At 72.2% G+C, this 25,019-nt stretch carries 24 protein-coding genes; 15 read left to right on the forward strand and 9 right to left on the reverse strand.

All coding sequences use genetic code 11. The annotated features are described in order from the left end of the window. The first annotated feature begins 30 nt into the window (after positions 1–30). From R2D22_RS29920 to R2D22_RS29960, 9 genes are all read left to right on the forward strand, one after another. Positions 31–411 carry an FKBP-type peptidyl-prolyl cis-trans isomerase gene (locus R2D22_RS29920; protein WP_318107871.1) on the forward strand — a complete coding sequence of 127 codons (381 nt, stop codon included), beginning with the start codon at positions 31–33 and terminating at the stop codon, positions 409–411. Positions 412–541: 130 nt separating this feature from the next. Beyond that, the gene (locus tag R2D22_RS29925) at positions 542–1,498 is read left to right on the forward strand and encodes a helix-turn-helix transcriptional regulator (RefSeq protein ID WP_318107872.1); all 957 of its coding nucleotides are present in this window, start codon (positions 542–544) and stop codon (positions 1,496–1,498) included. A gap of 17 nt (positions 1,499–1,515) precedes the next feature. Continuing rightward, on the forward strand, positions 1,516–2,481 hold the full coding sequence (locus R2D22_RS29930; RefSeq protein ID WP_318107873.1) for a helix-turn-helix transcriptional regulator: 966 nt from the start codon (positions 1,516–1,518) through the stop codon (positions 2,479–2,481). Between the two features lie 131 nt (positions 2,482–2,612). Next, the gene (locus tag R2D22_RS29935; RefSeq protein ID WP_318107874.1) at positions 2,613–2,867 is read left to right on the forward strand and encodes a CpXC domain-containing protein; all 255 of its coding nucleotides are present in this window, start codon (positions 2,613–2,615) and stop codon (positions 2,865–2,867) included. A gap of 9 nt (positions 2,868–2,876) precedes the next feature. Beyond that, positions 2,877–3,074: a hypothetical protein gene (locus R2D22_RS29940; RefSeq protein WP_318107876.1), complete on the forward strand. Its 198-nt coding sequence runs from the start codon at positions 2,877–2,879 to the stop codon at positions 3,072–3,074. 211 nt (positions 3,075–3,285) lie between these two features. Further along, positions 3,286–3,567 carry a Sec-independent protein translocase subunit TatA gene (tatA, locus tag R2D22_RS29945; RefSeq protein ID WP_318107877.1) on the forward strand — a complete coding sequence of 94 codons (282 nt, stop codon included), beginning with the start codon at positions 3,286–3,288 and terminating at the stop codon, positions 3,565–3,567. Between the two features lie 121 nt (positions 3,568–3,688). Further along, positions 3,689–4,600 (forward strand): twin-arginine translocase subunit TatC, encoded by a 912-nt coding sequence (gene tatC / locus R2D22_RS29950; RefSeq protein ID WP_411977171.1) that lies wholly within the window; start codon positions 3,689–3,691, stop codon positions 4,598–4,600. 91 nt (positions 4,601–4,691) lie between these two features. Then, a complete protein-coding gene (locus R2D22_RS29955) occupies positions 4,692–7,520 on the forward strand; it encodes a DEAD/DEAH box helicase (RefSeq protein ID WP_318107879.1) in 2,829 nt (942 codons plus the stop codon). A 150-nt stretch (positions 7,521–7,670) separates the two neighbouring features. Beyond that, positions 7,671–9,020 carry a cytochrome P450 gene (locus R2D22_RS29960; RefSeq protein ID WP_318107881.1) on the forward strand — a complete coding sequence of 450 codons (1,350 nt, stop codon included), beginning with the start codon at positions 7,671–7,673 and terminating at the stop codon, positions 9,018–9,020. A gap of 33 nt (positions 9,021–9,053) precedes the next feature. Here the strand turns inward: R2D22_RS29960 and R2D22_RS29965 are convergent, their stop codons facing one another. The 3 genes from R2D22_RS29965 to R2D22_RS29975 are packed head-to-tail and all read right to left on the reverse strand — an operon-like array spanning position 9,054 to position 11,406. After that, positions 9,054–9,983: an ADP-ribosylglycohydrolase family protein gene (locus tag R2D22_RS29965; protein ID WP_318107883.1), complete on the reverse strand. Its 930-nt coding sequence runs from the start codon at positions 9,981–9,983 to the stop codon at positions 9,054–9,056. Continuing rightward, positions 9,983–10,447, reverse strand: a complete 465-nt coding sequence (locus R2D22_RS29970) for an ABA4-like family protein (protein WP_318107884.1) — start codon at positions 10,445–10,447, stop codon at positions 9,983–9,985. Before R2D22_RS29970 ends, R2D22_RS29965 begins: the two co-directional genes overlap by 1 nt. Next, positions 10,444–11,406, reverse strand: a complete 963-nt coding sequence (locus R2D22_RS29975; RefSeq protein WP_318110075.1) for a hypothetical protein — start codon at positions 11,404–11,406, stop codon at positions 10,444–10,446. Before R2D22_RS29975 ends, R2D22_RS29970 begins: the two co-directional genes overlap by 4 nt. 177 nt (positions 11,407–11,583) lie before the next feature. On the opposite strand from R2D22_RS29975, the gene R2D22_RS29980 reads away from it, so the two are divergent. After that, the gene (locus tag R2D22_RS29980; RefSeq protein WP_318107886.1) at positions 11,584–12,234 is read left to right on the forward strand and encodes a MerR family transcriptional regulator; all 651 of its coding nucleotides are present in this window, start codon (positions 11,584–11,586) and stop codon (positions 12,232–12,234) included. Between the two features lie 250 nt (positions 12,235–12,484). On the opposite strand, the gene R2D22_RS29985 is transcribed toward R2D22_RS29980, so the two are convergent. Both R2D22_RS29985 and R2D22_RS29990 read right to left on the reverse strand, forming a co-directional pair. Further along, complete coding sequence (locus R2D22_RS29985; RefSeq protein WP_318107888.1) at positions 12,485–13,324, reverse strand: siderophore-interacting protein; 840 nt, start codon at positions 13,322–13,324, stop codon at positions 12,485–12,487. Positions 13,325–13,370: 46 nt separating this feature from the next. Further along, on the reverse strand, positions 13,371–14,276 hold the full coding sequence (locus R2D22_RS29990) for a 5'-3' exonuclease (protein ID WP_318110077.1): 906 nt from the start codon (positions 14,274–14,276) through the stop codon (positions 13,371–13,373). Between the two features lie 267 nt (positions 14,277–14,543). Between R2D22_RS29990 and R2D22_RS29995 the strand changes: the two genes are divergently transcribed. The 4 genes from R2D22_RS29995 (at position 14,544) to R2D22_RS30010 (ending at position 19,896) form a co-directional block, all read left to right on the forward strand. Continuing rightward, positions 14,544–15,629: a quaternary amine ABC transporter ATP-binding protein gene (locus R2D22_RS29995; protein WP_318107889.1), complete on the forward strand. Its 1,086-nt coding sequence runs from the start codon at positions 14,544–14,546 to the stop codon at positions 15,627–15,629. Beyond that, complete coding sequence (locus R2D22_RS30000; protein WP_318107891.1) at positions 15,622–18,258, forward strand: ABC transporter permease/substrate binding protein; 2,637 nt, start codon at positions 15,622–15,624, stop codon at positions 18,256–18,258. The genes R2D22_RS29995 and R2D22_RS30000 overlap by 8 nt, the downstream gene beginning before the upstream one ends. 283 nt (positions 18,259–18,541) lie before the next feature. Beyond that, positions 18,542–19,096, forward strand: coding sequence for a helix-turn-helix domain-containing protein (locus R2D22_RS30005; protein ID WP_318107893.1), 555 nt, complete (start codon positions 18,542–18,544; stop codon positions 19,094–19,096). Beyond that, positions 19,096–19,896 (forward strand): helical backbone metal receptor, encoded by an 801-nt coding sequence (locus R2D22_RS30010; RefSeq protein WP_318107895.1) that lies wholly within the window; start codon positions 19,096–19,098, stop codon positions 19,894–19,896. The genes R2D22_RS30005 and R2D22_RS30010 overlap by 1 nt, the downstream gene beginning before the upstream one ends. Here the strand turns inward: R2D22_RS30010 and R2D22_RS30015 are convergent. Further along, positions 19,811–20,995 carry a TDT family transporter gene (locus tag R2D22_RS30015; protein WP_318107896.1) on the reverse strand — a complete coding sequence of 395 codons (1,185 nt, stop codon included), beginning with the start codon at positions 20,993–20,995 and terminating at the stop codon, positions 19,811–19,813. The genes R2D22_RS30010 and R2D22_RS30015 overlap by 86 nt on opposite strands. Before the next feature lie 70 nt (positions 20,996–21,065). Here R2D22_RS30015 and R2D22_RS30020 point away from each other — a divergent pair, with 70 nt between their 5' ends. Beyond that, positions 21,066–21,998 (forward strand): LysR family transcriptional regulator, encoded by a 933-nt coding sequence (locus R2D22_RS30020; protein WP_318107898.1) that lies wholly within the window; start codon positions 21,066–21,068, stop codon positions 21,996–21,998. Here the strand turns inward: R2D22_RS30020 and R2D22_RS30025 are convergent. The 3 genes from R2D22_RS30025 to R2D22_RS30035 all read right to left on the reverse strand — a co-directional run bounded on the left by R2D22_RS30025 (position 21,995) and on the right by R2D22_RS30035 (position 25,003). Beyond that, positions 21,995–22,684: a gamma-glutamyl-gamma-aminobutyrate hydrolase family protein gene (locus tag R2D22_RS30025; RefSeq protein ID WP_318107899.1), complete on the reverse strand. Its 690-nt coding sequence runs from the start codon at positions 22,682–22,684 to the stop codon at positions 21,995–21,997. The genes R2D22_RS30020 and R2D22_RS30025 overlap by 4 nt on opposite strands. Positions 22,685–22,715: 31 nt before the next feature. Beyond that, on the reverse strand, positions 22,716–24,161 hold the full coding sequence (gene eat, locus R2D22_RS30030; protein ID WP_318107900.1) for an ethanolamine permease: 1,446 nt from the start codon (positions 24,159–24,161) through the stop codon (positions 22,716–22,718). A gap of 113 nt (positions 24,162–24,274) precedes the next feature. Continuing rightward, positions 24,275–25,003: a FadR/GntR family transcriptional regulator gene (locus R2D22_RS30035; RefSeq protein WP_318107901.1), complete on the reverse strand. Its 729-nt coding sequence runs from the start codon at positions 25,001–25,003 to the stop codon at positions 24,275–24,277. Positions 25,004–25,019: the final 16 nt, after the last annotated feature.

Raw genomic sequence — 25,019 nt, forward strand, 5'->3', positions numbered from 1 at the left:
GCAGTTCATCAGTTTGAGGAGCACACTGCAGTGAGCATCGAGAAGCCCGAGGTCGACTTCCCGGGCGGCGAGCCGCCGAAGGACCTTGAGATCAAGGACATCTGGGAGGGCGACGGCGCCGTCGCCGAGGCCGGCGACGACGTCCTGGTCCACTACGTCGGTGTCTCCTTCGACTCCGGCGAGGAGTTCGACGCCTCCTGGAACCGTGGCACCCCGCTGCCGTTCAGCCTCGGTGCCGGTCAGGTCATCGCCGGCTGGGACCAGGGCGTTCAGGGCATGAAGGTCGGCGGCCGCCGCCAGCTGGTCATCCCCGCGCACCTCGCCTACGGCGACCGTGGCGCCGGTGGCAAGATCGCCCCGGGCGAGACGCTGATCTTCGTCTGCGACCTCGTCGGCGTCACCAAGCGCTGACCCGGACCGCGACGGTCTCCCGAGGGCCCCCGCCTCCACGGCGGGGGCCCTCGGCTTTTGTCCGGACACCCCGGGGCGGTACGGTCGGACGTCCGAGAAGTGGATCCGGCAGAAGAGGTGCGGGGCGTCGATGGCCATTGCCAAGGCCGAACGGTTGATGAACCTGGCGCTGTGCCTGCTGGGAACCCGCCGCCCGCTGAGCAAGCGGGAGCTGCGCGGCTCCATCGAGGCCTATATGGAAGCCGGCACGGACGACTCCTTCAACCGCATGTTCGAGCGGGACAAGGATGATCTGCGGGAGCTCGGCCTGGTCATCGAGACCGTCGAGAACCTGGACGGCGAGACCGGCTACCTGGCCCGCCGCGACTCCAACCGCCTGCCGCCCATCACCCTGGACGCCGAGGAGGCCGCCGCGCTCGGCCTCGCCGCCAAGGTGTGGTCGCAGGCCCGCCTCGCCGGCGCCGCCAGCGGTGCGCTGCAGAAGCTCCGCGCCGCGGGCATGCCCGAGGCGGAGGACGCGTACGACACCCAGCACAGCGCCCTCGAACCGCGCATCCCCGTCCACGAGGCCGCGTTCGAGCCGCTGATGCTCGCCTGCCGCGACCGGCGACCGGTCACCTTCGACTACCGCAAGGCCACCGCCGCCCGCCCCGAGCCCCGCCAGGTCGAGCCCTGGACCCTGGAGTGCTGGCGCGGCCACTGGTACCTGGCGGGCTGGGACCGCGACCGCGGCGCCGAGCGCGTGTTCCGGCTCTCCCGCATCACCGGCAAGGTCCGCTCCCGGGCCGGCGCCTTCACCGCGCCCGTGCCGGACGCGGTCACCGTGCGCGAGACCGTGGAGAGCTGGGCCGGCGAGACCGCCACCCGCTCGGCCCGGATCCGGCTGAAGGCCGGCAGCGGCTACCCGCTGCGCGCCCGCGCCACCTCGGTCCGGGACGCCGGCGAGGGCTGGGACGAGCTGGAGATCCCGTACGGGCACGGCCTGGACGCCTGGCTCGTCGAGTTCGGACCGGACGTGGTCGTGCTGGAGCCCGCCGACCTGCGGGCCGACGTCGTGGACCGGCTGCGCGCCGTGGCCAAGGGCTGAGGGGAAGAGGAACGACCGTGGCAGCCAACGCCATCGACCAGACGAGGCGGATGCTCTCCCTCGTCACCTACCTCCGCGAGCGCCCCGGCGCGCACGTCGCGGACGTCGCGCGCGCCTTCGGGATCACCGAGGACGAGCTGATCTCCGACCTGGACGTGCTGCCCATGTGCGGCACCAGCTTCCGGGGCGGCGACCTGCTCGACATCGACACCGACGGCGACCGGATCTGGTGGCGCAACCCGAACGCGCTCGGCGCCGAGGCGGCGGAGCCGCTGCGGCTCGCGGCCGACGAGGCGACCGCGCTGCTCGTCGCCGCGCGGGCCGTCGCCACGCTGCCGGGGCTGCGCGAGGGCGACCGCGAGGCGCTGCTGCGGGCCACCGCGAAGCTGGAGGCGGCGGCCGGTGAGGCGGCCGGGGCGAGCTCCCGGCTCTCGGTGACCTTCGAGTCCGAGGGCGGCGTCTTCGCGGAGGTCGACCGGGCCATCTCGGAGCGCCGCCGGCTGTGGGTGCGGTACTACTCGCCCGCGCGTGACGAGCTCACCGAGCGCGAGGTCGACCCGATCCGGCTGTTCGCCGTCGGGCACACGTACATGGAGGCGTGGTGCCACCTCTCCGAGGCGCGCCGCACCTTCCGGCTGGACCGGGTCGCCGAGATCCGGATCCTGGAAGAGGCGTCCGCGCCGCCGGAGATCGAGCTGCGGGACCTGTCGGAGGGGCTGGTGCAGCCGTCCGCAGAGGACCCGGAGGTCGTGGTCGAGGTCGGGCCCGGCGGCCGGTGGGTCGCCGAGTACTACCCGCACGACCGGGCCGAGGAGCTGCCCGACGGCGGCCTGCGGATCACTCTGCGGACCCCGTCCCCGGCCTCGCTGCGCCGGCTCGCGCTGCGGCTGGGCAGCGACGGGAGGATCGTCGCGCCGCAGGACCTCGCGGACAGCGCGAGGAGCGCGGCGGCGGAGGCGCTGGCGGCGTACGAGACGGCCTGACGCGGTGACGGGGTGACACCCGGGACGCGTCGAACGCAGTACACGACGTGTCCGCCGCATACGAGGACGCACATGACGAGGTCCGGGCCGGCCGGCGGCGTGAGTCCGGGCGGTGGGGAAAGGTGAGGGAGATGTCCGTGCTGAACGGTATTTCGGTGTCAGTGGGTCCGGTGCTCTTCAAGGCCGCCTGCCCCGACTGCCGCTCCCGCTTCGAGCTCGCCGCGGGCGCGCTGCGCCTCGCCATCGGCGGCAGCCGCCGCACCACCTTCTACTCGTTCACCTGCCCCGAGTGCGGCAGCGCGGTCCGCAAGCCGGCCGGGGAGCGGATCGTGGAGCTCCTCACCGGCGGCGGCGTGCGGACGCTGCGCCTCCACTCCACCGTCTAGGCTCGGTCCATGTTCTGGCCCATGCTCGCCGTCGCCCTCGGCTTCCTCGGCATCGCCGTCCTCGGCGTGCTCGCCATCAAGGTCTTCCTGGAGGCCCAGCGGCTCGGCCGTCAAGTGGCGCACACCACAGAGCGGATCAACCGGGCGGCCGAGGACCTGGAGCGGGCCGCCGAGGACCTGACCCGGACCGGCGGAGCATTGCGCTGACGCGGTCTCCTCGTCCGAAGGCGCGCGGGGTACGCTGCGATACGCGGCCACGGTGAAGAGGTGCTGGTCGCAAACGCGTGTACGCACAAGGATTGCCCTGCGTTCACACGCGCGCGTTACGATCGCCTGACGGTCAGGGGTTCGGACACCAGTCCGGGCAGCGGCCGCCAGCCCAGCCCACGCCGCATCGGTGAGAAGGTAGACCACGCTTATGTTCCGTCAGATCGGTCCCCTCGAGATCAGCCTGATCCTCCTCGTCGTCGTGCTGCTCTTCGGTGCCAAGAAGCTTCCCGAGATGGCCCGTTCGCTGGGCAAGTCGGCCCGCATCCTGAAGAGCGAGGCGAAGGCCATGAAGTCGGAGGGCCAGCAGACCGCCCCCGCCGACCCGCCGGCCGACCAGAACGCCACCGCGCCGCGCACCATCAAGGCCGCCCCCGGTGACGTCACCACGGCCCGTCCGGTCGGCGAGACCACCGACACCCCGCAGCGCTGACCCCTCGCGCTCTACGCCGCTCGACCCCCAAGGCCGCCCTGCGGCGGCCTGCCGCACGAGATGAGGACGTGGGTTGCTCAAGCCTGCCCGCACCAAGAAGGACAAGGACCCCGAGGGGCGGATGCCGCTCGCGGAGCACCTGCGTGAGCTGCGCAACCGCCTCGGCAAGGCGATGCTCGCGATCGTCGCCTGCTCGATCGTGGCCGCCTTCTTCAGCCAGCAGCTGATGGATTTCCTCGCCTCGCCGGTGCCGAAGTGTGCGCCCGGTACGCCGATGTCCGAGAGCACCGGCGGCAAGTGCGTCATCATCGCCTACCAGAACATGCTGTCGCCCTTCACCTCCACGGTGAAGGTGATCATGCTCGCGGGCTTCGTCGCCGCCACCCCTGTCTGGGTCTACCAGCTGTGGGCGTTCATCGCCCCGGGACTGCACAAGAGCGAGAAGAAGTACACGTACTACTTCGCCGCCACCGCCGTTCCCCTCTTCGCCGCCGGCGTCTACACCGCGTACCTGATCATGCCGATCAGCGTGCGGGTCCTCATCAGCATCACCCCCGAAGTCGCCTCGAACCTGCTCTCGCTCGACGACGTCCTGGACTTCACCACCAGGATGGTGCTCATCTTCGGCCTCGCCTTCGAGCTGCCGGTGCTGCTGATCATGCTCAACTTCGCAGGCGTCGTCACCGGCAAGCGCATGGCCGGCTGGTGGCGCGGCATGATCATGGGCACCTTCGTCTTCGGCGCCGTCGCCACACCGTCGACCGACCCGCTCGGCATGATCGCCCTCTCCGGGCCCATCGTCGCGCTCTACTTCATCGCCGTCGGCATCGCCCTCGTCAACGACAAGCGCAAGCGCCGCGAGGACCCCGACGCGCACCTCGACGACGACGAGGCCTCCGAGCTCGACCTCACGCCCCAGAGCGTCGGCCGGATCGAGTCCGTCGGCGCCGCCCGGGCCCTGCCCGAGCAGGCCACCGGCGAGGCGGACGGCGGCAGGTCGCAGCGGCTGAACGGCTACGACGACATCACCTGATCCCGCAGGGCGCCCGTCCTCGTGCCCCCCGCCCCCTCCCTCGATAAAGATCGCGTCACTGTCAGAGGGGGCGGGTAGGCTCGAAGACAAGATGACAGAGGACCTCACACCAGCCGAGGCGTACGCCGCCGCCAAGGCGCGCAACGCCGAGCAGGCCACCGCGCTGGCACCCTTCCGCGAGATGTACGAGTTCGGCCTGGACCCGTTCCAGATCGAGGCATGCCAGGCCCTGGAGGCGGGCAAGGGCGTGCTCGTCGCGGCCCCCACGGGCTCGGGCAAGACCATCGTCGGCGAGTTCGCCGTCCACCTCGCGCTGCGCCAGGGGCGCAAGTGCTTCTACACCACGCCCATCAAGGCGCTCTCCAACCAGAAGTACGCCGACCTCGTGAAGCGGTACGGCTCCGAGAAGGTCGGCCTCCTCACCGGCGACAACAGCGTCAACGGCGACGCGCCCGTCATCGTCATGACCACCGAGGTCCTGCGCAACATGCTGTACGCGGGATCCCAGGCCCTCAGCGGCCTCGGCTACGTCGTGATGGACGAGGTCCACTACCTCTCGGACCGCTTCCGCGGCGCCGTCTGGGAGGAAGTGATCATCCACCTCCCCGAGTCGGTGACGCTGGTGTCACTGTCGGCGACGGTCTCCAACGCCGAGGAGTTCGGCGACTGGCTGGACACCGTCCGTGGCGACACCGAGGTCATCGTCTCCGAGAGCCGGCCGGTGCCGTTGTGGCAGCACGTCCTGGCCGGCCGCCGGATGTACGACCTCTTCGAGGAGGAGACCGACCACGGCGGCCGCGGCTCCGCCCGCCGTGAGGTCAACCCCGACCTGCTCCGGCTCGCCCGCACCGAGAACTCGCGCACGTACAACCCCCGCGAGCGTCGGCGCGGCAAGATGATCCGCGAGGCGGACCGCGAGCGCGAGCGCCGCCAGCGCTCCCGGATCTGGACGCCCGGCCGGCCCGAGGTCATCGAGCGCCTCGACGCCGAGGGGCTGCTGCCCGCCATCACGTTCATCTTCAGCCGGGCCGGCTGCGAGTCCGCCGTCCAGCAGTGCCTGTACGCGGGCCTCCGGCTCAACGACGAGGAGGCGCGCCTCAAGGTCCGCGAGATCGTCGAGGAGCGCACGGCCTCCATCCCGTCCGAGGACCTGCACGTCCTCGGGTACTACGAGTGGCTCGAAGGCCTCGAACGAGGCATCGCCGCGCACCACGCCGGCATGCTCCCCACGTTCAAGGAAGTGGTCGAGGAGCTCTTCGTCCGCGGCCTCGTCAAGGCGGTCTTCGCCACCGAGACGCTCGCCCTCGGCATCAACATGCCGGCCCGCTCCGTGGTCCTGGAGAAGCTCGTCAAGTGGAACGGCGAGCAGCACGCCGACATCACGCCCGGCGAGTACACCCAGCTCACCGGCCGCGCCGGGCGCCGCGGCATCGACGTCGAGGGCCACGCCGTGGTCCTGTGGCAGCGCGGCATGGACCCGGGCCACCTGGCCGGCCTCGCGGGCACCCGCACGTACCCGCTGCGCTCCAGCTTCAAGCCCTCGTACAACATGGCGGTCAACCTGGTCGACCAGTTCGGCCGGCACCGCTCGCGCGAACTCCTGGAGACGTCCTTCGCGCAGTTCCAGGCCGACAAGTCGGTCGTCGGCATCTCGCGCCAGGTCCAGAAGAACGAGGAAGGACTCGAGGGCTACCGGGAGGGCATGACCTGCCACCTCGGCGACTTCGAGGAGTACGCGCGGCTCCGCCGCGACCTCAAGGACCGCGAGACCGAACTGGCCAAGCAAGGGGCCGCGCAGCGCCGGGCCCAGGCCGCCGCCTCCCTGGAGCGGCTCAAGCCCGGGGACGTCATCCACGTCCCCACCGGCAAGTTCGCCGGGCTCGCGCTCGTCCTCGACCCGGGCATCCCGGCCGGCCGCACCAACGGCCACCGTGGCTTCGAGCACCACGACGGGCCCCGCCCGCTGGTCCTCACCGCCGAACGGCAGGTCAAGCGCCTGGCCTCGATCGACTTCCCGGTCCCCGTCGAGGCACTCGAACGCATGCGGATCCCGCGCAGCTTCAACCCGCGCTCCCCGCAGTCGCGCCGGGACCTCGCCTCCGCACTGCGCACCAAGGCCGGTCACATCGAGCCCGAGCGGCACCGCAAGCAGCGCGCGGCCGCCGCGGACGACCGTGAGATCTCCCGCCTGCGCGCCGAACTGCGGGCACACCCCTGCCACGGCTGCGACGAGCGCGAGGACCACGCCCGCTGGGCCGAGCGCTACCACCGCCTCCAGCGCGACACGAGGCAGTTGGAGCGGCGCATCGAGGGCCGCACCAACACCATCGCCCGCACCTTCGACCGCATCGTCGCCCTGCTCACGGAGCTCGACTACCTGCGCGGGAACGAAGTGACCGAGCACGGCAAGCGATTGGCCCGGCTCTACGGCGAACTCGACCTCCTCGCCAGCGAATGCCTGCGCGACGGCGTGTGGGAGGGGCTGACCCCGGCGGAACTCGCCGCCTGTGTCTCGGCGCTGGTCTTCGAGGCCCGCCAGGCGGACGACGCGGTGGCGCCCAAGCTCCCCACGGGCAACGCCAAGGCGGCGCTCGGCGAGATGGTGCGCATCTGGGGCCGCCTGGACGCCCTGGAGGAAGAGTTCAAGATCAACCAGGCGGAGGGCGTCGGCCAGCGCGAGCCGGACCTCGGCTTCGCCTGGGCGGCCTACCAGTGGGCCTCCGACAAGAGCCTCGACGAGGTGCTGCGCGAGGCGGAGATGCCGGCCGGCGACTTCGTCCGCTGGTGCAAGCAGGTCATCGACGTGCTCGGCCAGATCGCGGCCGCGGCGCCCAAGGAGAACAGCACGGTCGCCAAGAACGCCCGCAAGGCGGTCGAGTCACTGCTCAGGGGAGTAGTCGCCTACAGCTCGGTGGGCTAGTCGGCAACACCCCCGCAGGGGCCCGTGGCACATCGCCACGGGCCCCTGCGCGTTGTTCACAGAGAGTTATCCACAGGGGTGGCGTCAACGATGCCCGGTCCGCTTGCATGGACTCACACACCGGGGCAACAGCGCGGGGAGGGGAAGCAGTTGACCACGCAGACGGGTCCGACCGCCGAGGAAAAGAAGATCGTGCCGGGACCACGCGGCGTACCCGGGCTCGGCAACCTGCCGGAGTTCGGCAAGGACCCGCTGGCCTTCTTCGAGAAGCTGCGTGCCCAGGGGGACCTGGTCAGCTGGCAGTTCGGTCCCAAGCCCTCGCTCTTCATCGCCCACCCCGAACAGGTCGGCGAACTCCTCACCGAGGTCGAGCGCACCTTCGACCAGCCCGACCTCGGGATCGCCGTCCGCACCCTCCTCGGCAACGGAGTCGTCGTCGCGAAGGGCGCCGACTGGCGCCGCAAGCGCTCCCTGGTCCAGCCCTCGGTCAGGCCCAAGCAAGTCCGCTCCTACGCCGCCACCATGGCCGAATGCGCCGTCGACCTTGCCGAGCGCTGGAGCCCGGACCACCAGATCGACATCAAAAGGGAGATGGCGGCTCTCACCCAACTCATCGCCGTCCGCACCATCTTCGGCGCGGACACGGCCGCGGACGCGGAGGCGATCGGCCGGGCGATGGACGTCGCCCAGCAGGAGATCGGCGCCGAGTTCAGCGGCCTCGGCGCGATCCTGCCCGACTGGGTGCCGACACCCGGCCGGGCAAGGATCAAACGAGCCACCGCCGTCATAGACGCCGAGGTCGCCCGCCTCGTCGCCCACCACCGGGAAGACGGCGACGAGCGCCCCGACCTGCTCAGCCGACTCCTCGCCGCCCGCGACGAAACAGGCGCGACCCTCTCCGACAAGGAGATCCGCGACGAGACCGTCACCCTCTACATCGGCGGACACGAGACCACCAGCAGCACCCTGGTCTGGGCGTGGTACCTCCTGTCCCGCAACCCTCACGTGTACGAGGCCCTGGCGACGGAACTGGACCAGGTCCTGGGCGACCGGGACCCGGGCTTCGACGACTACGCCCGACTCACCTACACCCAGGCGATCGTGCAGGAGACGCTGCGCCTCTACCCCACGATCTGGCTGCTGACCGGCATCGCCAAGGAAGGCGCGGTCCTCGCCGGCAGGCCCGTACGAGCCGGCACCCGGGTATGGAGCAGCCAGTGGGCCACTCACCGCGACGCCCGCTGGTACCCGGACCCGGAGGAGTTCCGCCCGGAACGCTGGAACGAACCCGACACGATCCCCGAGTACGCCTGGTTCCCCTTCGGAGGCGGCCCCCGCGTCTGCCTGGGCACCAGATTCGCGATGGTCGAGGCGGTCCTGATCCTCGCCGTCATAGCCCGCCGCTACCGCCTGGAGGTCGCCCCCGGCGAGATACGCCCGGTACCGAGCCTGACGCTCCAGCCGGACAAGCAGGTACTGGCCACGATCCGCTCCCGCTAGACACGAACGGCCCCCCCGCACGCGCACGACGCCCTAGACGACCGACACCAACGCCACGGCGAGCCCGCGCAGATCCGCCTCCCGCAGCACCCGCCCAGAGAACCCCGGCAGCGGCACGTGCAACGGCTGGGTCCAGCGGGCCGGAATCGCGGTCGCACCGTGGACGGCTCCCGCAAGCGTGCCGGTCACCGCCGCGACGGTGTCCGTGTCGCCGCCGAGGTCGACCGCCGCAGCCAGCGCGGTCTCGAAGGACGGCGACGTGCGCAGCGCCCACACGGCGGAGGCCAGGCACGGCCACACGGCCCCGTTGAACTCGGTCGCGTGGTCCGGGTGCCAGTCCGGCGTCAGGGCCGTGGCCCAGCGTGCCCGGTGAGCCGCGGCGACGTGCTCCAGCGTCGCAGGGATCGCCGCCAGGGGGTCCCCGCCGTCCAGCGCGACCCGCACCAGCTCGTGCAGGATCGCGGTGCCCTCCCAGGCAGCCGCGTCCCCGTGCGTCAGCGCGGCGATCCGGCGCGCCGCCTGCATCGTGGCCTCGCGGCCGGCCGCGGCGAAGTGCACGGCGGAGGTGGCCGCCCGCATCAGCGAACCGTTGCCCGCCGCCTGTCCGTTGACCTGGAAGTGCAGGGCCGCGGCGGTGTCCCACGGGTCGCCGCTGCCGAGCACGGCCTCGGTCTGCAGGCCGATGTCCTTCGGCTCGGCGGCCGCCCACCGCCGGAACCGGTCGAAGACGTCCGGCAGGTCGAGCCCGCCCCGGTCGAGGAGCGACTCCCCGACCAGGACGGCCATCTGGGTGTCGTCGGTCGCCTCGCCCGGGTCCCAGCCGCCGCCCCCGCACATCTCGCCCACGCCGTCGGGGAACCGTTCCCGGAACACCCCCGGCAGCCCGAACTCGAAGGGAGCGCCCAGCGCGTCCCCCACGGCGGAGCCGAGCACGGCTCCCACGGCACTGTCGATGCGGTTCATCAGGGCAGCGTAACGGCCTTCTGGCGGCGGGCCGTTCGGTGGCCGGGGGTTCCACCGGCGACCGCGCGGACGACGAGGAAGACCGGCAGCCCGATCGGCGAGAGGAGGATCGTCAGGACCATCAAGGGCCCCATCACGAGCGGCGAGATGCCGAGCCGGCGCGCCTCCAGGAACATCCACTGGCCGATCAGCAGGTCCCAGGCGATGACCTGTGCCCAGACGGCGCCCGCGCCGTTCGAGGTGGCCACCAGGTCCCGGAAGACGTCGACGTCGGGGCTGCTGACCGCGGCCCACAGTTCGGGGGCGACGGGGACGGCGAGGGTGAGCCAGACGAGCAGGACCGGTACGACGGTCAGAGGTGAGGCGGCGATGCGGGAGGTCGGCGGCCATGACGGGGCGAAGATCATGACCAGCCAGACGGGAGCGGCCAGCCAGAAGGACAGTTCGAAGAGGAATCCGGTCATGCCACGTACTCCTTGTCAGCGGTGGGCGTAGAGGCGGAGGCGGAGACAGCTGCAGACGACGACACGCTCCCGGTCCCGGCCCCGCTGCCGCGCGGCGCGGCCCGCACCGCCCAGGCCGCCGCACCGACGGTCAGAACGAGGGCCGCCCCGCCGGCGAGCAGCGTCACCGCGTCGGGCCGCAGCAGCGGCTGACCGCGCAGGGCCTGCCAGGTGAGGAGCGCGAAGACGGCCGCGTACGCGCCGGATCCGACGAGGACGAGCCGGAGCCGGACCCGGGGGTCGCCGAGCCGGGCGAAGCGCGGGGCGAGAGCGGCCAGCACGAGCAGAAGCAGCGGCAGGATCTGAAGCGCGTGCATGCCGAAGAAGTGCGCGATGCGCAGGTCGCCGCCGGTGGTGGACCAGCCGGTGACGGCCATCCCGGGACCGCCGTCGGGGACGCCGACGCTGTGGGCGCCGACGTACGGGGACCCGTCGCGCCCGCCGGCCGCGACCTGCTCGGAGGTGGCCTGCGTCATCACGAAACCGATGGCCGCGCCGGCGAGGGCGAGCAGGGAGCCGATCCGTACGGCCCAGGCCTGGGCGCGGTCGAGAATGCGGGCGCGCAGCAGCAGGACGGCTATGACGAGCGCGGCGAGCCAGAGGATCACGACGGTGACCGCCATGGCGTCGAACAGCGCGGCGTCGAGGGGCGTGGTGCGGTTGTAGTGGCTGTGCCGCCCGCGCGCCGCCTGGCCGGTGATGATCGCCATCTCGACGGCGCAGGTGACGGCGACGACCGTGCCGGCCCACCAGCCGACGCGCCGGCCGCGGGGGAGGAGCGACAGCATCCAGGCGAGCGTCGGGCAGTAGGCGATGAAAGAGACCGCGAACTTGAAGGGCTTGGACCAGACCGGTACGCCGTCCAGGAGGCGGTCGTCGGCGAAGATCCCGATCCCGGTGAGGACGGCGGTCGCGGCCATGGCGGCCGCGAACCACATGAGTGGCCGGTGCAGGCCCGCCGTGCGGCGGGCGAGGAAGGCGGACGTGGACATGGAGCACCCCCGGAGACAGAATAGATAGTGGCGCTTACCGCTATCTGATAGTGGAACTATCTATGATGGGTCCGGGAATGGCAAGGCCGGAAAGGTGAACGCAACGTGCGCATCGGAGAGTTGAGCCGCAGGACCGGAGTCTCGGTGCCGACGATCAAGTACTACGTCCGGGAGGGGCTGCTGCCGGCGGGCCGGCTGACCAGCCCCAACCAGGCGTCGTACGACGAGGGACACGAGCGCAGGCTGCGGCTCGTGCGGGCCCTGCTGGACGTCGGGGGCCTGTCGGTCGCCGCGATCAGGGAGGTGCTCGAAGCCGTCGACGACCCCGACCGGCCGGTGCACAAGGTGCTGGGCACGGCGGCGGACCGCGTCGTGCCCCGGTACGCGGACGAGCCGGGGGAGGTGCTCGCCGCGCGGGGGAAGGTGACCGAGCTGATCCGGCGGCGCGGCTGGCTGGTCGACGACCGGAGCCCGGCGGCGGACGCGCTCGCGGTGGCGCTCGCGGCTCTGGACGAGGTCGGGCACGCCGACTTCGTCGACCTGCTCGACGTGTACGCGGGGGCGGCGGAGGACGTGGCCCGGGCGGACCTGGGGTACGTGGCCCGGCGGGTCGGCCGGGAGCGGCTGGTGGAGACCGTGGTCATCGGTACGGTCCTGGGTGACGCGGTCTTCGGCGCGCTGCGCAGGCTCGCCCACGTCGACGCCTCTGCCCGCTACTACGGCGATTCCGACGAGGCCCCCGCCCCATCCGAGTGACGACCCGGCCCCGAGGCGGCCTCCGAACCGCCCGCGGCGCCCCACCGAAAGCGGCGCCCGACCGAAAGCGGGCCCGATACGACCGGGCGGCCCGCAACGTACGCGAGGCGCCATACGTACGCGCGGCCCGCAACGACCGCGCGGCCCGCAACGACCGCGCGGCCCGGAACGAACGCGCGGCCCGAAAAGACCGCGGGGCCCGGAGGGTGATCACCCTTCGGGCCCCGCGGTCACGCCGCACGACCGGGAATCAGCCGCGCTCCTGCTCCTGCTCCACCCGGTCGTTCCACTCGCGCTTGATCGCGCGCCACGCCTCGTCCGTCTTGCCCAGACGCCAGTAGCCCGAGATCGAGAGCCGCTCGCGCGGCACCTCGCGGTCCAGGCGCAGGTGGCGGCGGAGCTCCTTCACCGCGGCTGCCTCGCCGTGGACGAAGACGTGGACGTCCCCCGGCGGGAACCGGAGGTCCCTGACCGCCTCGACCAGGGCCTCGCCCACCGGCCGCGCCCCGCGGTGCAGCCAGGTCACCGCGACGCCGTCCGCGGTGGCGAGCTTCTGCTCCTCCGCCGCGTCGGCGACCTCCACGAAGGCGTGCACCCGCGCCCCGGCCGGCAGTCGCTCCAGCGACGCCGCGATCGCCGGGAGCGCGCTCTCGTCGCCCGCCAACAGGTGCCAGTCCGCCGCCGTGTCCGGCGCGTAACCGCCGCCCGGGCCGAGGAACCGCACGGTCTCGCCCTCGGTCGCGCGGGCCGCCCACGGCCCGGCGAGACCCTCGTCGCCGTGCACCACGAAGTCGACCGTCAGCTCGCGGTGTTCCGGGTCCCAGGCGCGCACCGTGTACGTCCGCGTGGTCGGCCACTGCTCGCGCGGGAACTCCGCCCGGATGCGGTCCATGTCGAACGGCTCCGGGTACGTCACGCCGTCGGCGCCGAACAGCAGCTTGATGTAGTGGTCGGTGTGCTCGCCGAGCTCGAACTCCGCCAGGCCCTCGCCACCCAGCACGATGCGCACCATGTGCGGAGTGATCCGCTCCGTACGCACCACGCGGGCCTCGTGGGCCTTCGGTGCCTTCCGTGCCGGCTGCTCTGCCACGACGGTCTCCCTGTTTCGGATACTTAGGCTTGCCTAAGTTAGCACCTCAGGCCCGCAATGTGGACAGCACCCGGCCGACCGCACCGCCCAGACCCCAGCGGGCCACCAGTGCCTCGAGCAGCTCCGGATCGGCCGGCGCCGTCGGCAGCGCCGGGTCGAACTCGGGCAGCGCCACGTCACCGGCGACCCGGACCACCTTCGGTGCCACGTCCAGGTACTCCGCCGCCTCCAGGATCCCGCGCCGCTTGGCCGGCGTCAGCTTCGACTTCGGGTCGGCCGCCGCCGCGCGGACCCCGGCCAGGTCCCCGTACTCCGTGATCAGCTGCGCGGCCGTCTTCTCGCCGATGCCCTTCACGCCCGGCAGTCCGTCGCTCGCGTCGCCGCGGAGCGCGGCGAAGTCCGCGTACTGGTCCGGCCGGACCCCGTACTTCGTGGCGATCAGCTCCGCGTCCACCAGGTCGCAGTCGCCGACGCCCTTGCGCGGGTACAGCACCCGCACGCCGCGCGCGTCGTCCACGAGCTGGAACAGGTCCCGGTCGCCGGTCACGATGTCCACCGGGCCCTTCGCCCGGCCCGCCAGCGTGCCGATGACGTCGTCCGCCTCGTACTCCTCGGCGCCGATCCGGGGGATGCCGAGCGCCGCGAGGACCGCCTCGATGATCGGCACCTGGGGCGCCAGCGTGTCCGGGATCTCCTCCTCGTCCGGGCCCACCGGGGTCTCCTCGGCCACGCGGTGCGCCTTGTACGACGGGATCAGGTCCACCCGCCACTGGGGCCGCCAGTCCGCGTCCCAGCAGGCCACCAGGTCGTCCGGGTGGTGGTCCTGGACGAGCCGGGCGATGAAGTCGAGGAGGCCGCGCACCGCGTTCACCGGCGTGCCGTCCGGGGCCCGGACCGAGTCGGGCACGCCGAAGTACGCGCGGAAGTAGAGGGAGGCGGTGTCGAGGAGCATCAGGCGTCGCGTCACACCCCGATGATGCCGCACCCCACAGACAACGCCGGGCGGTTCCACGCCCACGCCGTGACCCCGGTCACCTTCGCGTTTGCCCGGCGGCGGCCCGGGCAGGCGCGGGCTCGGAGCGGACCCCGTACGGGATTCAACGGTACGAACCGAAATGAGTCACCCACCGGGCAGCCGCGGGCCGATCCCGCCCCGCTCCACGGCCCGGCGACCGCGGGGGATGCCAGGCCGTTTTTCGTTGCTACGCGTGAGGTGTATGTGTCCAGGCTCCAGGCCGACCACCTGTACAAGGTGTTCGGCAGACGACCCGGCGAGGCCGTCGAGAAACTCGCCCGAGGGGCGGATCGCGACGAGCTGCGCTCCGACGGCACGACCGCGGCCGTGATCGACGCGTCCTTCGTCGTCGAACCCGGCCAGATCTTCGTCGTGATGGGTCTGTCAGGATCCGGGAAGTCCACCCTGCTGCGCATGCTCAACGGGCTCCTGGAGCCCACCTCGGGCCGCGTCCTGTTCGACGGCGAGGACGTCACCGCGCTCAGCGCCCGTGACCTGCGCGCCGTGCGCTCCAAGAAGATCAGCATGGTCTTCCAGCACTTCGCCCTGTTCCCGCACCGCAACGTCCTCGAGAACGCCGCGTACGGCCTGGAGGTCCAGGGCGTCCCGCGCGCGGAGCGCGAGAAGCGCGCCGCCGAGGCGCTGGAGCTGTGCGGCCTGGCCGGCTGGGAGAAGTCCTGGCCCGACGAGCTCTCCGGCGGCATGCAGCAGCGCGTGGGCCTGGCCCGCGCGCTCGCCACCGACGCCGACCTGCTCCTCATGGACGAGTCGTTCAGCGCGCTCGACCCGCTGATCCGCCGCGACATGCAGGACCAGCTCCTGGAGCTCCAGCAGCGGCTCGGCAAGACCATCGTCTTCATCACGCACGACCTCAACGAGGCCATGCGCCTCGGCGACCGGATCGCGGTGATGCGCGACGGCCGGATCGTCCAGCTCGGCACCGCCGAGGACATCCTGCTGCGCCCCGCCGACGACTACGTCGCCTCCTTCATCCAGGACGTCGACCGCTCGCGGGTCCTCACCGCGGCCGCGGTCATGACCGACCCCGACACGAACGTCGCCGGCGACGCCTGCGGCTGCGAGACCGTGCGCCCCGACACCCCGGTGGCCGAGCTGTGCGCCGTCAGCGCACGCGTCCCGCACGCCGTCGCCGTCAAGGACGCGAACGGTGCCGTCCTCGGTGTCGTCCCGCAGTCCCGTCTCATCGGCTTCATCGGCGACGAACAGCGCCCGCCCATGGCCTGCGAAGTCGCGCCCGGCGAGCCCGAGGCGGTGACCGCCGATGCCTAGGATCCGTCTCGGCGACTGGATCGACAGCTCCGTCGACTGGCTCCGCGCCCAGCTCTCCTGGTTCTTCGACGCGATCAGCGCGCTCGTCACCGGCCTGTACGACGGCATCGAGGCCGTCCTGTCCGCGCCCGCGCCGCTGCTGTTCGCCGGCATCCTCGCCATCGGCGCCTGGTGGCTGCGCGGCCTGACCGCGGGCGTGCTCGCCTTCGCCGGATTCGCGCTCATCGACTCGATCGAGTTGTGGGACGACGCGATGTCGACCCTTTCCCTGGTGCTCGTCGCGACCCTCGTCACCCTGGCGATCGCGGTCCCGCTCGGCATCTGGGCCGCCCGGTCCAAGACGGTCAGCGCCGTGCTGCGCCCCGTCCTGGACTTCATGCAGACGATGCCGGCGATGGTGTACCTGATCCCGGGCATCATCTTCTTCGGCGTCGGCGTGGTGCCCGGCATCATCGCCACCATCGTCTTCGCCCTGCCGCCCGGCGTCCGGATGACCGAACTCGGCATCCGCCAGGTCGACGGCGAACTGGTCGAGGCGGCCGAGGCGTTCGGCACCACCCCACGCAACACCCTGCTGCGCGTGCAGCTGCCGCTCGCCCTGCCGACGATCATGGCCGGCATCAACCAGGTCATCATGCTGGGCCTGTCCATGGTCGTCATCGCCGGCATGGTCGGCGGCGGCGGTCTCGGCGGCGCCGTGTACCGGGCCATCGGCAATGTCGACATCGGTCTCGGCTTCGAGGCCGGCGTCTCCATCGTCATCCTCGCGATGTACCTCGACCGGATGACCGGCGCGCTCGGCCGCCAGGTCTCGCCGCTCGGCCGGCGTGCGCTCGCCAAGGCCCGCGCGGCGACGTCGGCGCTCGCCCCGAAGATCTACCAGCACCGCCCGCAGCCCGTCACCGCCCTCGTCGGCGTCGTGATCCTGGCGCTCGTCGCCGGCGGCATGGGCTTCCTCGGCGGCGGCAAGTCCGCCTCCGACGCGGCCGACGCCACGAACGTCGGCCAGGGCAAGAAGCTCTCCGTCGGCTACATCCCGTGGGACGAGGGCATCGCCTCCACCTTCCTCTGGAAGGAGCTCCTGGAACGGCGCGGCTTCGAGGTCGACACCAAGCAGCTGGAGGCCGGTTCGCTCTACACCGGCCTGGCCGGCGGCCAGATCGACTTCCAGACCGACTCCTGGCTGCCCGTCACCCACGCCCAGTACTGGGACAAGTACAAGAACCAGCTGGAGGACATGGGCTCCTGGTACGGCCCCACCTCCCTGGAGCTGTCCGTCCCCTCGTACATGAAGGGCGTCGACTCGCTCGACGACCTCAAGGGCAAGTCCGGCCAGTTCAAGGGCCGCATCATCGGCATCGAGCCGAGCGCCGGAATGATGGGCATCCTCAAGGACAAGGTCCTCAAGGACTACGGCCTGGAGGGTGAGTACAAGGTCGTCGACGGCTCCACGCCCGGCATGCTCGCCGAGCTGAAGCGCGCGTACGACAAGAAGGAACCGGTCGTCGTCACCCTCTGGTCGCCGCACTGGGCCTACTCCACGTACGACCTGAAGAAGCTGAAGGACCCCAAGGGCTCCTGGGGCAAGGGCGACGGCGTCCACACCCTGGCCCGCAAGGGCTTCGCCGCCGAGAACCCCGAGGCCGGGGCCTGGCTCAAGAACTTCAAGATGACCGAGCAGCAGCTCACCGGTCTCGAGGCGAAGATCCAGGAGACCGGCAAGGGCAAGGAGCAGGAGGCCGTCCGCGCCTGGCTGAAGGAGAACCCGGGCCTGGCCGACAAGTGGACCCCTGTGTCCAAGGCCGCCAAAGGAGCCGCGGGCGGCGGCAAGGACGAGCGTGCCCGTCCGCTGAACGTCGCCTGGTTCCCCTGGGAGGAGGACATCGCCGCCACGTACCTGTGGAAGGCGGTCCTGGAGGAGCGCGGGTACAAGCTCAACCTCAAGCAGTTCGAGGTCGGGCCGATGTACGCCGCCATGTCCCGCGGACAGATCGACGTCCAGTTCGACGGCTGGCTGCCGAACACCCAGAAGAACTACTGGGACCAGTACGGCGACAAGCTGACCGACCTCGGCCCCTGGTACAGCCCCACCTCCCTGGAGGTTGCGGTGCCGTCGTACGTCAAGGACGTGAAGACGCTCGAGGACCTGAAGGGCAAGGGCGACCGCTTCAAGGGCCGGATCGTCGGCATCGAGCCGGGCACCGGCGTCATGGGCCTGGTCAAGGACAAGGTGCTGCCCGGCTACGGCCTGGACGAGGAGTACAAGGTCGTCGACGGCTCCACCCCGGGCATGCTCGCCGAACTGCGCCGCGCCTACCAGGCGAAGGAGCCGATCGCCGTCCTGCTGTGGACCCCGCACTGGGCGTACAGCGAGTACGGGATGACGAAGCTCGCCGACTCCAAGAAGCTGTTCGGCGAGGGCGACAAGATCCACACCGTCTCCAGCACGTCCTTCCCGAAGCAGTACCCGCAGCTGGCGAAGTGGTTCAAGAACTTCAAGCTCGACGAGCGGCAGCTCGCCGGCCTGGAGAACGAGATCACCAAGCGCGGCAAGGGCCACGAGGACGAGGCCGTGAAGGCATGGATGGCGGAGAACCCGGGCATCGCGGACCGCATGGCCCCGCGGTGACCCGTTCCGCCGACCCCTCGTAGCGCCCCTCACCCGCTGTGTGAGCCCCCGCGACGCCACGCCCGAGCGGCCGGACCCTTCCCGGGCCGGCCGCACACGCGCGGTGTTCGTGCGTCCACCCTCCGGCACCGGATACCGGACGAATCCCGCAGCACACGATTCCCGGCCCCAAAGCTGCGTAAGGTGCAGGTAACCGATGAGTACGTATGACGCGTACACGTGACGAGTACGGGACCTGTACCACCGCCGACGGGCACGACGGGATCGGGAGGGAGCCGCAGTCATGGACGACAAGGAATCGCCACGGGTGGGCACAGCGGTCAGGAAGCGCCGCCGGGCACTGGAACTCACCCTGGCCGTCGTCGCCTCGCGCAGCGGCCTGTCCGTGCCCTTCCTCAGCCAGATCGAGAACGAGCGCGCCCGCCCCAGCATGCGCTCGCTGCAGCTGGTCGCCGAGGCCCTGGAGACCACCGCCACCGCGCTGCTCGCCGCCGCCGACTCCGCCAGGACCGTCGACGTCGTACGGGCCGGTGAACACCTCGAGCAGATGCCCGAGGGGGTACGGCCCCTGGTACGCGGTCACCACCAGCTGCACGCGGTGGAGTTCACCGGCGAGCAGGAGGCCGGGCGCGAGTACCAGCACCGCAACGACGAGATCCTGTACGTCGCCGACGGCTCGGTCGAGGTCGAGGCGGAGGGCCGCGCCTACCGGCTGGAGCGCGGCGACGCGCTGCATCTGACCGGCGGGGTGCGCCACCGCTGGCGCGCGACCGGACCGGACACCCGGCTCCTGGTCGTCGCCGTCGCCGACCACATCGAGGCGACGGAACCCGACTGATGCGGGTCGTCTCCCTGGTCCCGTCCCTGACGGAGGCCATCGCCGTCACGGCGGCGGCAGCGGCCCGCCCCCGAGCTCACGGCTCCGCTCGAGCAGGGGGGACCCCCATCGGCCTGCTCGCCGGCGTCACCGACTGGTGCACCCACCCCGCCGACCTCGGCGGCGCGGTCCGGATCGGCGGCACGAAGAACCCCGACGTCGCCGCGATCGTCGCACTGCGGCCGGACCTCGTCGTCGCCAACGAGGAGGAGAACCGGGAGCCCGACCTGGCCGCGCTGCGTGCCGCCGGGCTCGACGTCCTGGTCACCGAGATCCGGACGCTGCCGCAGGCGCTCGCCGAACTGCAACGCGTCCTGCGGGCCTGCGGCCTGCCGCCCCGGCCGGACTGGCTGGTGGAGGCGGAGGCGGCGTGGGCGGACGACGCGGCACCGAAGGACGCGCCGGACCCCTCGTACCGTGCCGTCGTGCCGATCTGGCGGCGCCCCTGGATGGTCCTCGGCCGGGACACCTTCGCCGGCGACCTGCTCGCCCGGCTCGGCGTCCGCCAGCTGTACGCGGACCACCCCGAGCGCTACCCGAGGATCCCGCTCGACGAGCTGAACCGCGCCGGCGCCGACCTCGTCGTGCTGCCCGACGAGCCGTACCGCTTCACCGCGGACGACGGCCCCGAGGCCTTCCCCGGTCTGCCCGCCGCGCTCGTCGGCGGCCGCCACCTCACGTGGTACGGGCCGTCCCTGGCCGAGGCGCACCGGGAGCTGAGCCGGGAGCTGCGTCGGGCCGTGGCAGCAGTGCGCCGCTGAGCAGCCCGCGCGCCGTGAGGGCGGCCGCCGTCAGCCAGGCCGCGACGAGCAGCGCGAACAGGCCCACCGCGAGCCACCGGAACACGTCGAGCCCGGTCTGCTGCGCCAGCCCCTCCGCGCCGGTCACGCACGTCCCGACCGGGAAGGTGAACGCCCACCAGGTCATCGCGAAGCCCATGCCCAGCCGGCGCGCCCGCAGCACCATCGCGCCGGCGAGCACCAGCCACAACAGCGCGAAGCCCATCACCGGCACGCCGTACAGCACTGCGAAGGCGGCGAAACCGTGGTCGTACGGGGCGGGCAGCACGCCCGGAGCGGCGTCGGCGAACTTGTTCGCGGCGGTCACGGACTGGCCCAGCGGGCCGAGGACGAGGAAGAGCGTCGGCGTGAGCGCGAGGGGCGGGGGGCCGCCGGTGACGAGCCGTCCGAAGACCGGCGGCAGCACGATCAGGGTCGCGAGCAGGCTCAGCCCGAACATCGCGTAGCAGGCCAACAGCAGCGTCTCGCGCCACGGGCCGTCGGCCGGCAGGTGCGGGACGAGCAGCGGGCCGAGCGCCGCGGACACCATCGGCGGGACGACGGGCAGCAGCCACACCGGAGAGGCGTGCTCGATCCGGTGGTGCACCACCATCAGGTACGGGACGGCCACCGCGGCCGCCAGGCCGATCACCGTGCCCGCGGTGAACAGCACCGCGTCGACGGCGACCGCGGCGTCCGTGCCGATCCAGTCCCGGCCGACCACCAGCGTGGCGCCCCCGGCCGCGAGCAGCGCCATCGGCAGGCAGCCGAGGAAGGGGGCCACCGCCGGGTCGAGCAGGTCCGCCCGGGCCCGGTCGCCGTGGTGGATCCAGTGCCGGGCGCGGGCCGTGAGCAGGGCGGCGAGCAGGACGAGCGAGAGGGCCCAGACCACCGCGGAGGCGGCGCGCAGTCCGGGCACGTGAACGGGGAGGGTCGCGCCCGAGGTGGCGACGACCGCGGTCCCCATGACCGACGCGTACCAGTTGGGTCCGAGGTGACGGACCCGCCCCGCCTTCGCCCGGTGGGGCTCGGCGGGGCGGTCGGCAGGGCGCGCGGGGCGAGGCTGAACAAGGGTTGCCATGGGCCTACGGTCCCGCCGGACGGCGGGCCCGACCAGTGATCATGACCCTATGACGTCATAAGCTGGCTTTATGAGCAGTGACGGACCGCCCGACGACGCGCACGCCCCGCTGGCCCACCGGGTGCCCGATCTCGGCGCCCTGGAGCTGCTGCTCGCGGTCGCCCGGCACGGCAGCCTGGGCCGTGCGGCCCGCGAGGTCGGGATCACGCAGCCGGCCGCGAGCAGCAGGATCCGCTCCATGGAACGGCAGCTCGGGGTCGCCCTGGTGGACCGGTCGCCGCGCGGCTCCCGGCTCACCGACGCCGGCGCGCTGGTCACCGACTGGGCGCGGCGCATCGTCGAGGCCGCCGAGGCGTTCGACGCGGGCGCGCAGGCGCTGCGCGGCCGCCGCGACTCGCGGCTGCGGGTGGCGGCGTCGATGACGATCGCGGAGTACCTGCTGCCGGGCTGGCTCATCGCGCTGCGCGCGGAGCGCCCGGACACGGCGGTCTCGCTGCACGCGGGCAACTCCGCGGCGGTCGCCGAGCGCCTGCTCGCAGACGAGGCGGACCTCGGCTTCGTGGAGGGCCTCGCGGTGCCGGACGGCCTGGAGGGGGCGGTCGTCGCCCACGACCGGCTCGTCGTGGTCGCCGCTCCGTCCCACCGCTGGGCGCGCCGCCGAGGCCCGCTGACTGCCGCGGAACTGTCCGCGACCCCGCTCATCCTGCGTGAACGCGGCTCCGGCACCCGCCAGGTCCTCGACGCCGCCCTCGCCGAACAGGGCGGCCTGGCCGAGCCCCTGCTCGAACTGGCCTCCACCACTGCGGTCAAGGCCGCCGCGGTCAGCGGCGCGGGCCCGGCGGTCCTCAGCGAACTGGCCGTCACCGAGGAACTGGCCTCCCGCCGCCTGGTCGAGATCCCCCTCGACCTGACCCCCCTCGCCCGAGCCCTCCGCGCCGTCTGGCCCACCGGCCACCGGCCCACGGGCCCGGCCCGCGACCTCCTGTCGCTGACGCGGGGCTAACCCCGCCGGGCCCGGGCGGCCGTCACCAGGCCTCGGATCAGGCGGAGGTCCTCGCCCATCTCCGGGTGCCATTGGACGCCCAGGGTCCAGCCGGGGGTGGGGAGTTCGAGGGCTTCCACCGTGCCGTCCTCGGCGTAGGCCGAGGGGGACAGGCCTTTGCCGAGGCGGTCCACCGCCTGGTGATGGTAGGTCGGGACCTGGGTGGCCTCCGGGGCCAGGGTGGCGTACAGGGTTCCCGGGACCGGCTTCACCGTGTGGCGGCCGATGACGCCGAGGGCCTCCACGTGGCCTTCCAGGTGCTGGATCAGGGTTCCGCCGCGGGCGACGTTGAGGAGCTGCATGCCGCGGCAGATGCCCAGCAGGGGGGTGCCGGAGGCGATCGCCGCGTCGATCAGGGCGAGTTCCCACGCGTCCCGTTCCCGGGCCGGGGGGCCGGTACGGGGGTCGGGGGCGGCCCCGTACCGTACCGGCTCCACGTCCGCGCCGCCCGCGACGACCAGGGCGTCCAGCCGGGCCACCACGGCGGCCGCGGCGGACGGGTCGTCCGGCGGGACCATCGCGGCGAGGCCGCCGCCCGCCTGCACCAGCCGGGGGTACTGGGCGGGCAGCAGGGCGGCGGGCATGTCCCACACGCCCCACCGGGCCTGGTCGAGATAGGTCGTCACGCCGATGAGCGGCTTGGACACGTGCTTCCTCCTGAGGGATCCGTCGCGACGGTCAGTCGCGTTCCAGCTCGGCCTCGGCCGCCGCGAGCGCCGCGAACTCCTCCTCGGGAGCCTTGGCCACCAGGCGGTGCCGACTGTAGAACGCGAAGTACGCCAGGGCGATCACGTACACACCGAGCGCCATGAACGCCGCGTCCTTGTCCACCAGGAACGTCGCCACCAGCGCCGACAGGGCGAGGACGAAGGCCACGGAGGACGTGACGACGCCGCCCGGCGTGCGGTACGGGCGGTGCAGCCCGGGCTCGCGGCGGCGCAGCACGATGTGCGAGAGCGCCATCAGCGCGTACGAGATCGTCGCGCCGAACACCGCGATGTTCAGCATCCGCGCGCCGTTACCGGTGCCGGCCGCGAGCGCGAAGCCGATCGCGCCGGGGATCAGCAGACCCAGGTAGGGCGACTTGCGGCGGCTCGTCAGGGACAGGAACCGGGGCAGGTAGCCGGCCCGGGACAGCGCGAAGAGCTGCCGGGATCCGGCGTAGATCAGCGAGAAGAACGAGGCGATCAGGCCGGCGAGCCCGGCGTAGTTGACGAAGCGGCTCAGCGTCGTGGGCTCCCCGTCGCCCTGCAGGGCGACGACCAGCGGGTTGCCCGCCTCCTGCACGGCCGCCGAGCCCTGCGCCCCGGTGGCGGCGAAGAAGGTGACGACGGCGAGCAGCACGAGGATGCCCATGGACAGCGCGAGCGCCTTCGGCATGGAGCGGACCGGGTCCTTGGCCTCCTCGGCCGCCAGCGGCACGCCCTCGACACCGAGGAAGAACCACATGCCGAACGGGAACGCGGCCCAGATGCCCAGCAGTCCGAACGGCAGCCAGGAGTTCGACCCGACGGCCTCCTTGTCGACCGGGATGTCGTTCAGCCCGTCGACGTGGAAGTCGCTGAACGCGCCCAGCGCGAACACGACGAGCGCCGCGACCGCGATCGCCGTCACGATCAGACTGAAGCGCAGTGCCTCGCCGACGCCCCACAGGTGGATGCCGATGAAGACCACGAAGCAGACGAGGTAGACCGGCCAGCCCGACTCCAGGCCGAACAGGCCCAGGGATTCGACGTAGTCGCCGATGAAGATGGAGATCGCCGCCGGAGCGAGCACGTACTCGATGAGGATCGCTGTGCCGGTGAGAAACCCGCCCCAGGTGCCGAGCGCCCGGCGCGCGAAGCCGTAACCGCCACCCGCGGTGGGCAGGATCGCGGAGAGCTCCGCAAGCGCGAAGACCAGACAGGCGTACATCGCGCCCATCAGGACCGTCGCGACGGCGAGCCCGCCGAACCCGCCCTTGGAGAGGCCGATGTTCCAGCCCGAGAAGTCGCCGGAGACGACGTACGCGACGCCGAGACCGGTCAGCAGCAGCCAGCCCGCGCTGCCGCGGCGCAGGGCCCGGCGTTCCAGATAGTCGTCGGGCGGTGAGGTGGTGCTCCCGGAGGTGTGTTCCAGCGTCATGGCAGCAGAGCTCCCGCGTCGGGACCAATGGAATGGATCCATACCTTTGCGTCGGCCCGGCGGGAGCGCAACCCCCGTGCGTTACTTTCGGGTTACGCGACGGCCGGGACCGGTCAGGTGAGGAACCCGCGCAGCAGCGCCGCCGTGCCCTCGCAGTGCTCGCGCGCCGTCTCGTAGGCCGCCGCGGTGTCCCCGGCCAGCACCGCCTCCACGATCGCCGTGTGCTGGTGCTGCGAGTGCTCCAGGTTCCGTACGAGCAGCGGGATGCAGTCCAGCAGGTCGTTCACGGTCGCCCGGACCGCCGCGTACTGCGCGGTCAGCGCCGGCGAACCGGACAGCTCGGCCAGGGTCAGGTGGAACAGCGTGTCCTGCCGCCGGTAGTCCGTCAGCGGCGCGTCGTGCGTGGCCGCCAGTGCCGCCCGCAGCCGCTCCGCCCCCCCGCCGGACAGGCCGTGCGCCGCGCACAGCCCGGCCGCGCCGACCTCGAGCGCCTCCCGGAAGCGCAGCGTGTCCTCGATGTCGACGGACGCGATCCGGCGCCGCAGCTCGTCCTCGCCGGCCGTGCGGGCCCGCTCCAGGACGAACGTGCCGCCGTACCGGCCCCGCCGGCTCTCCACCAGGCCCTGCTCCTGCAGCACCTTCAGCACCTCGCGCAGGGTGACCCGGCTGATCCCTATCCGCTCGGCCAGCTCGCGCTCCGGCGGCAGCCGGTCGCCGCCCGGCACCAGGCCGAGCCGCACCACCCGCAGGATCTGCTCCAGCGCCTCCTCGAAGCCGTTGCCCGCCCGAACGGGGCGCAGCACGGACGTCAGCCGGTCCGACGGACCCTCGATCCTTGCCACGTCGCGGATTCCCTTC

Origin of the sequence: Streptomyces sp. HUAS YS2 (assembly GCF_033343995.1) — a bacterium.
GTDB classification, from domain to species: Bacteria; Actinomycetota; Actinomycetes; order Streptomycetales; family Streptomycetaceae; genus Streptomyces; species Streptomyces solicathayae.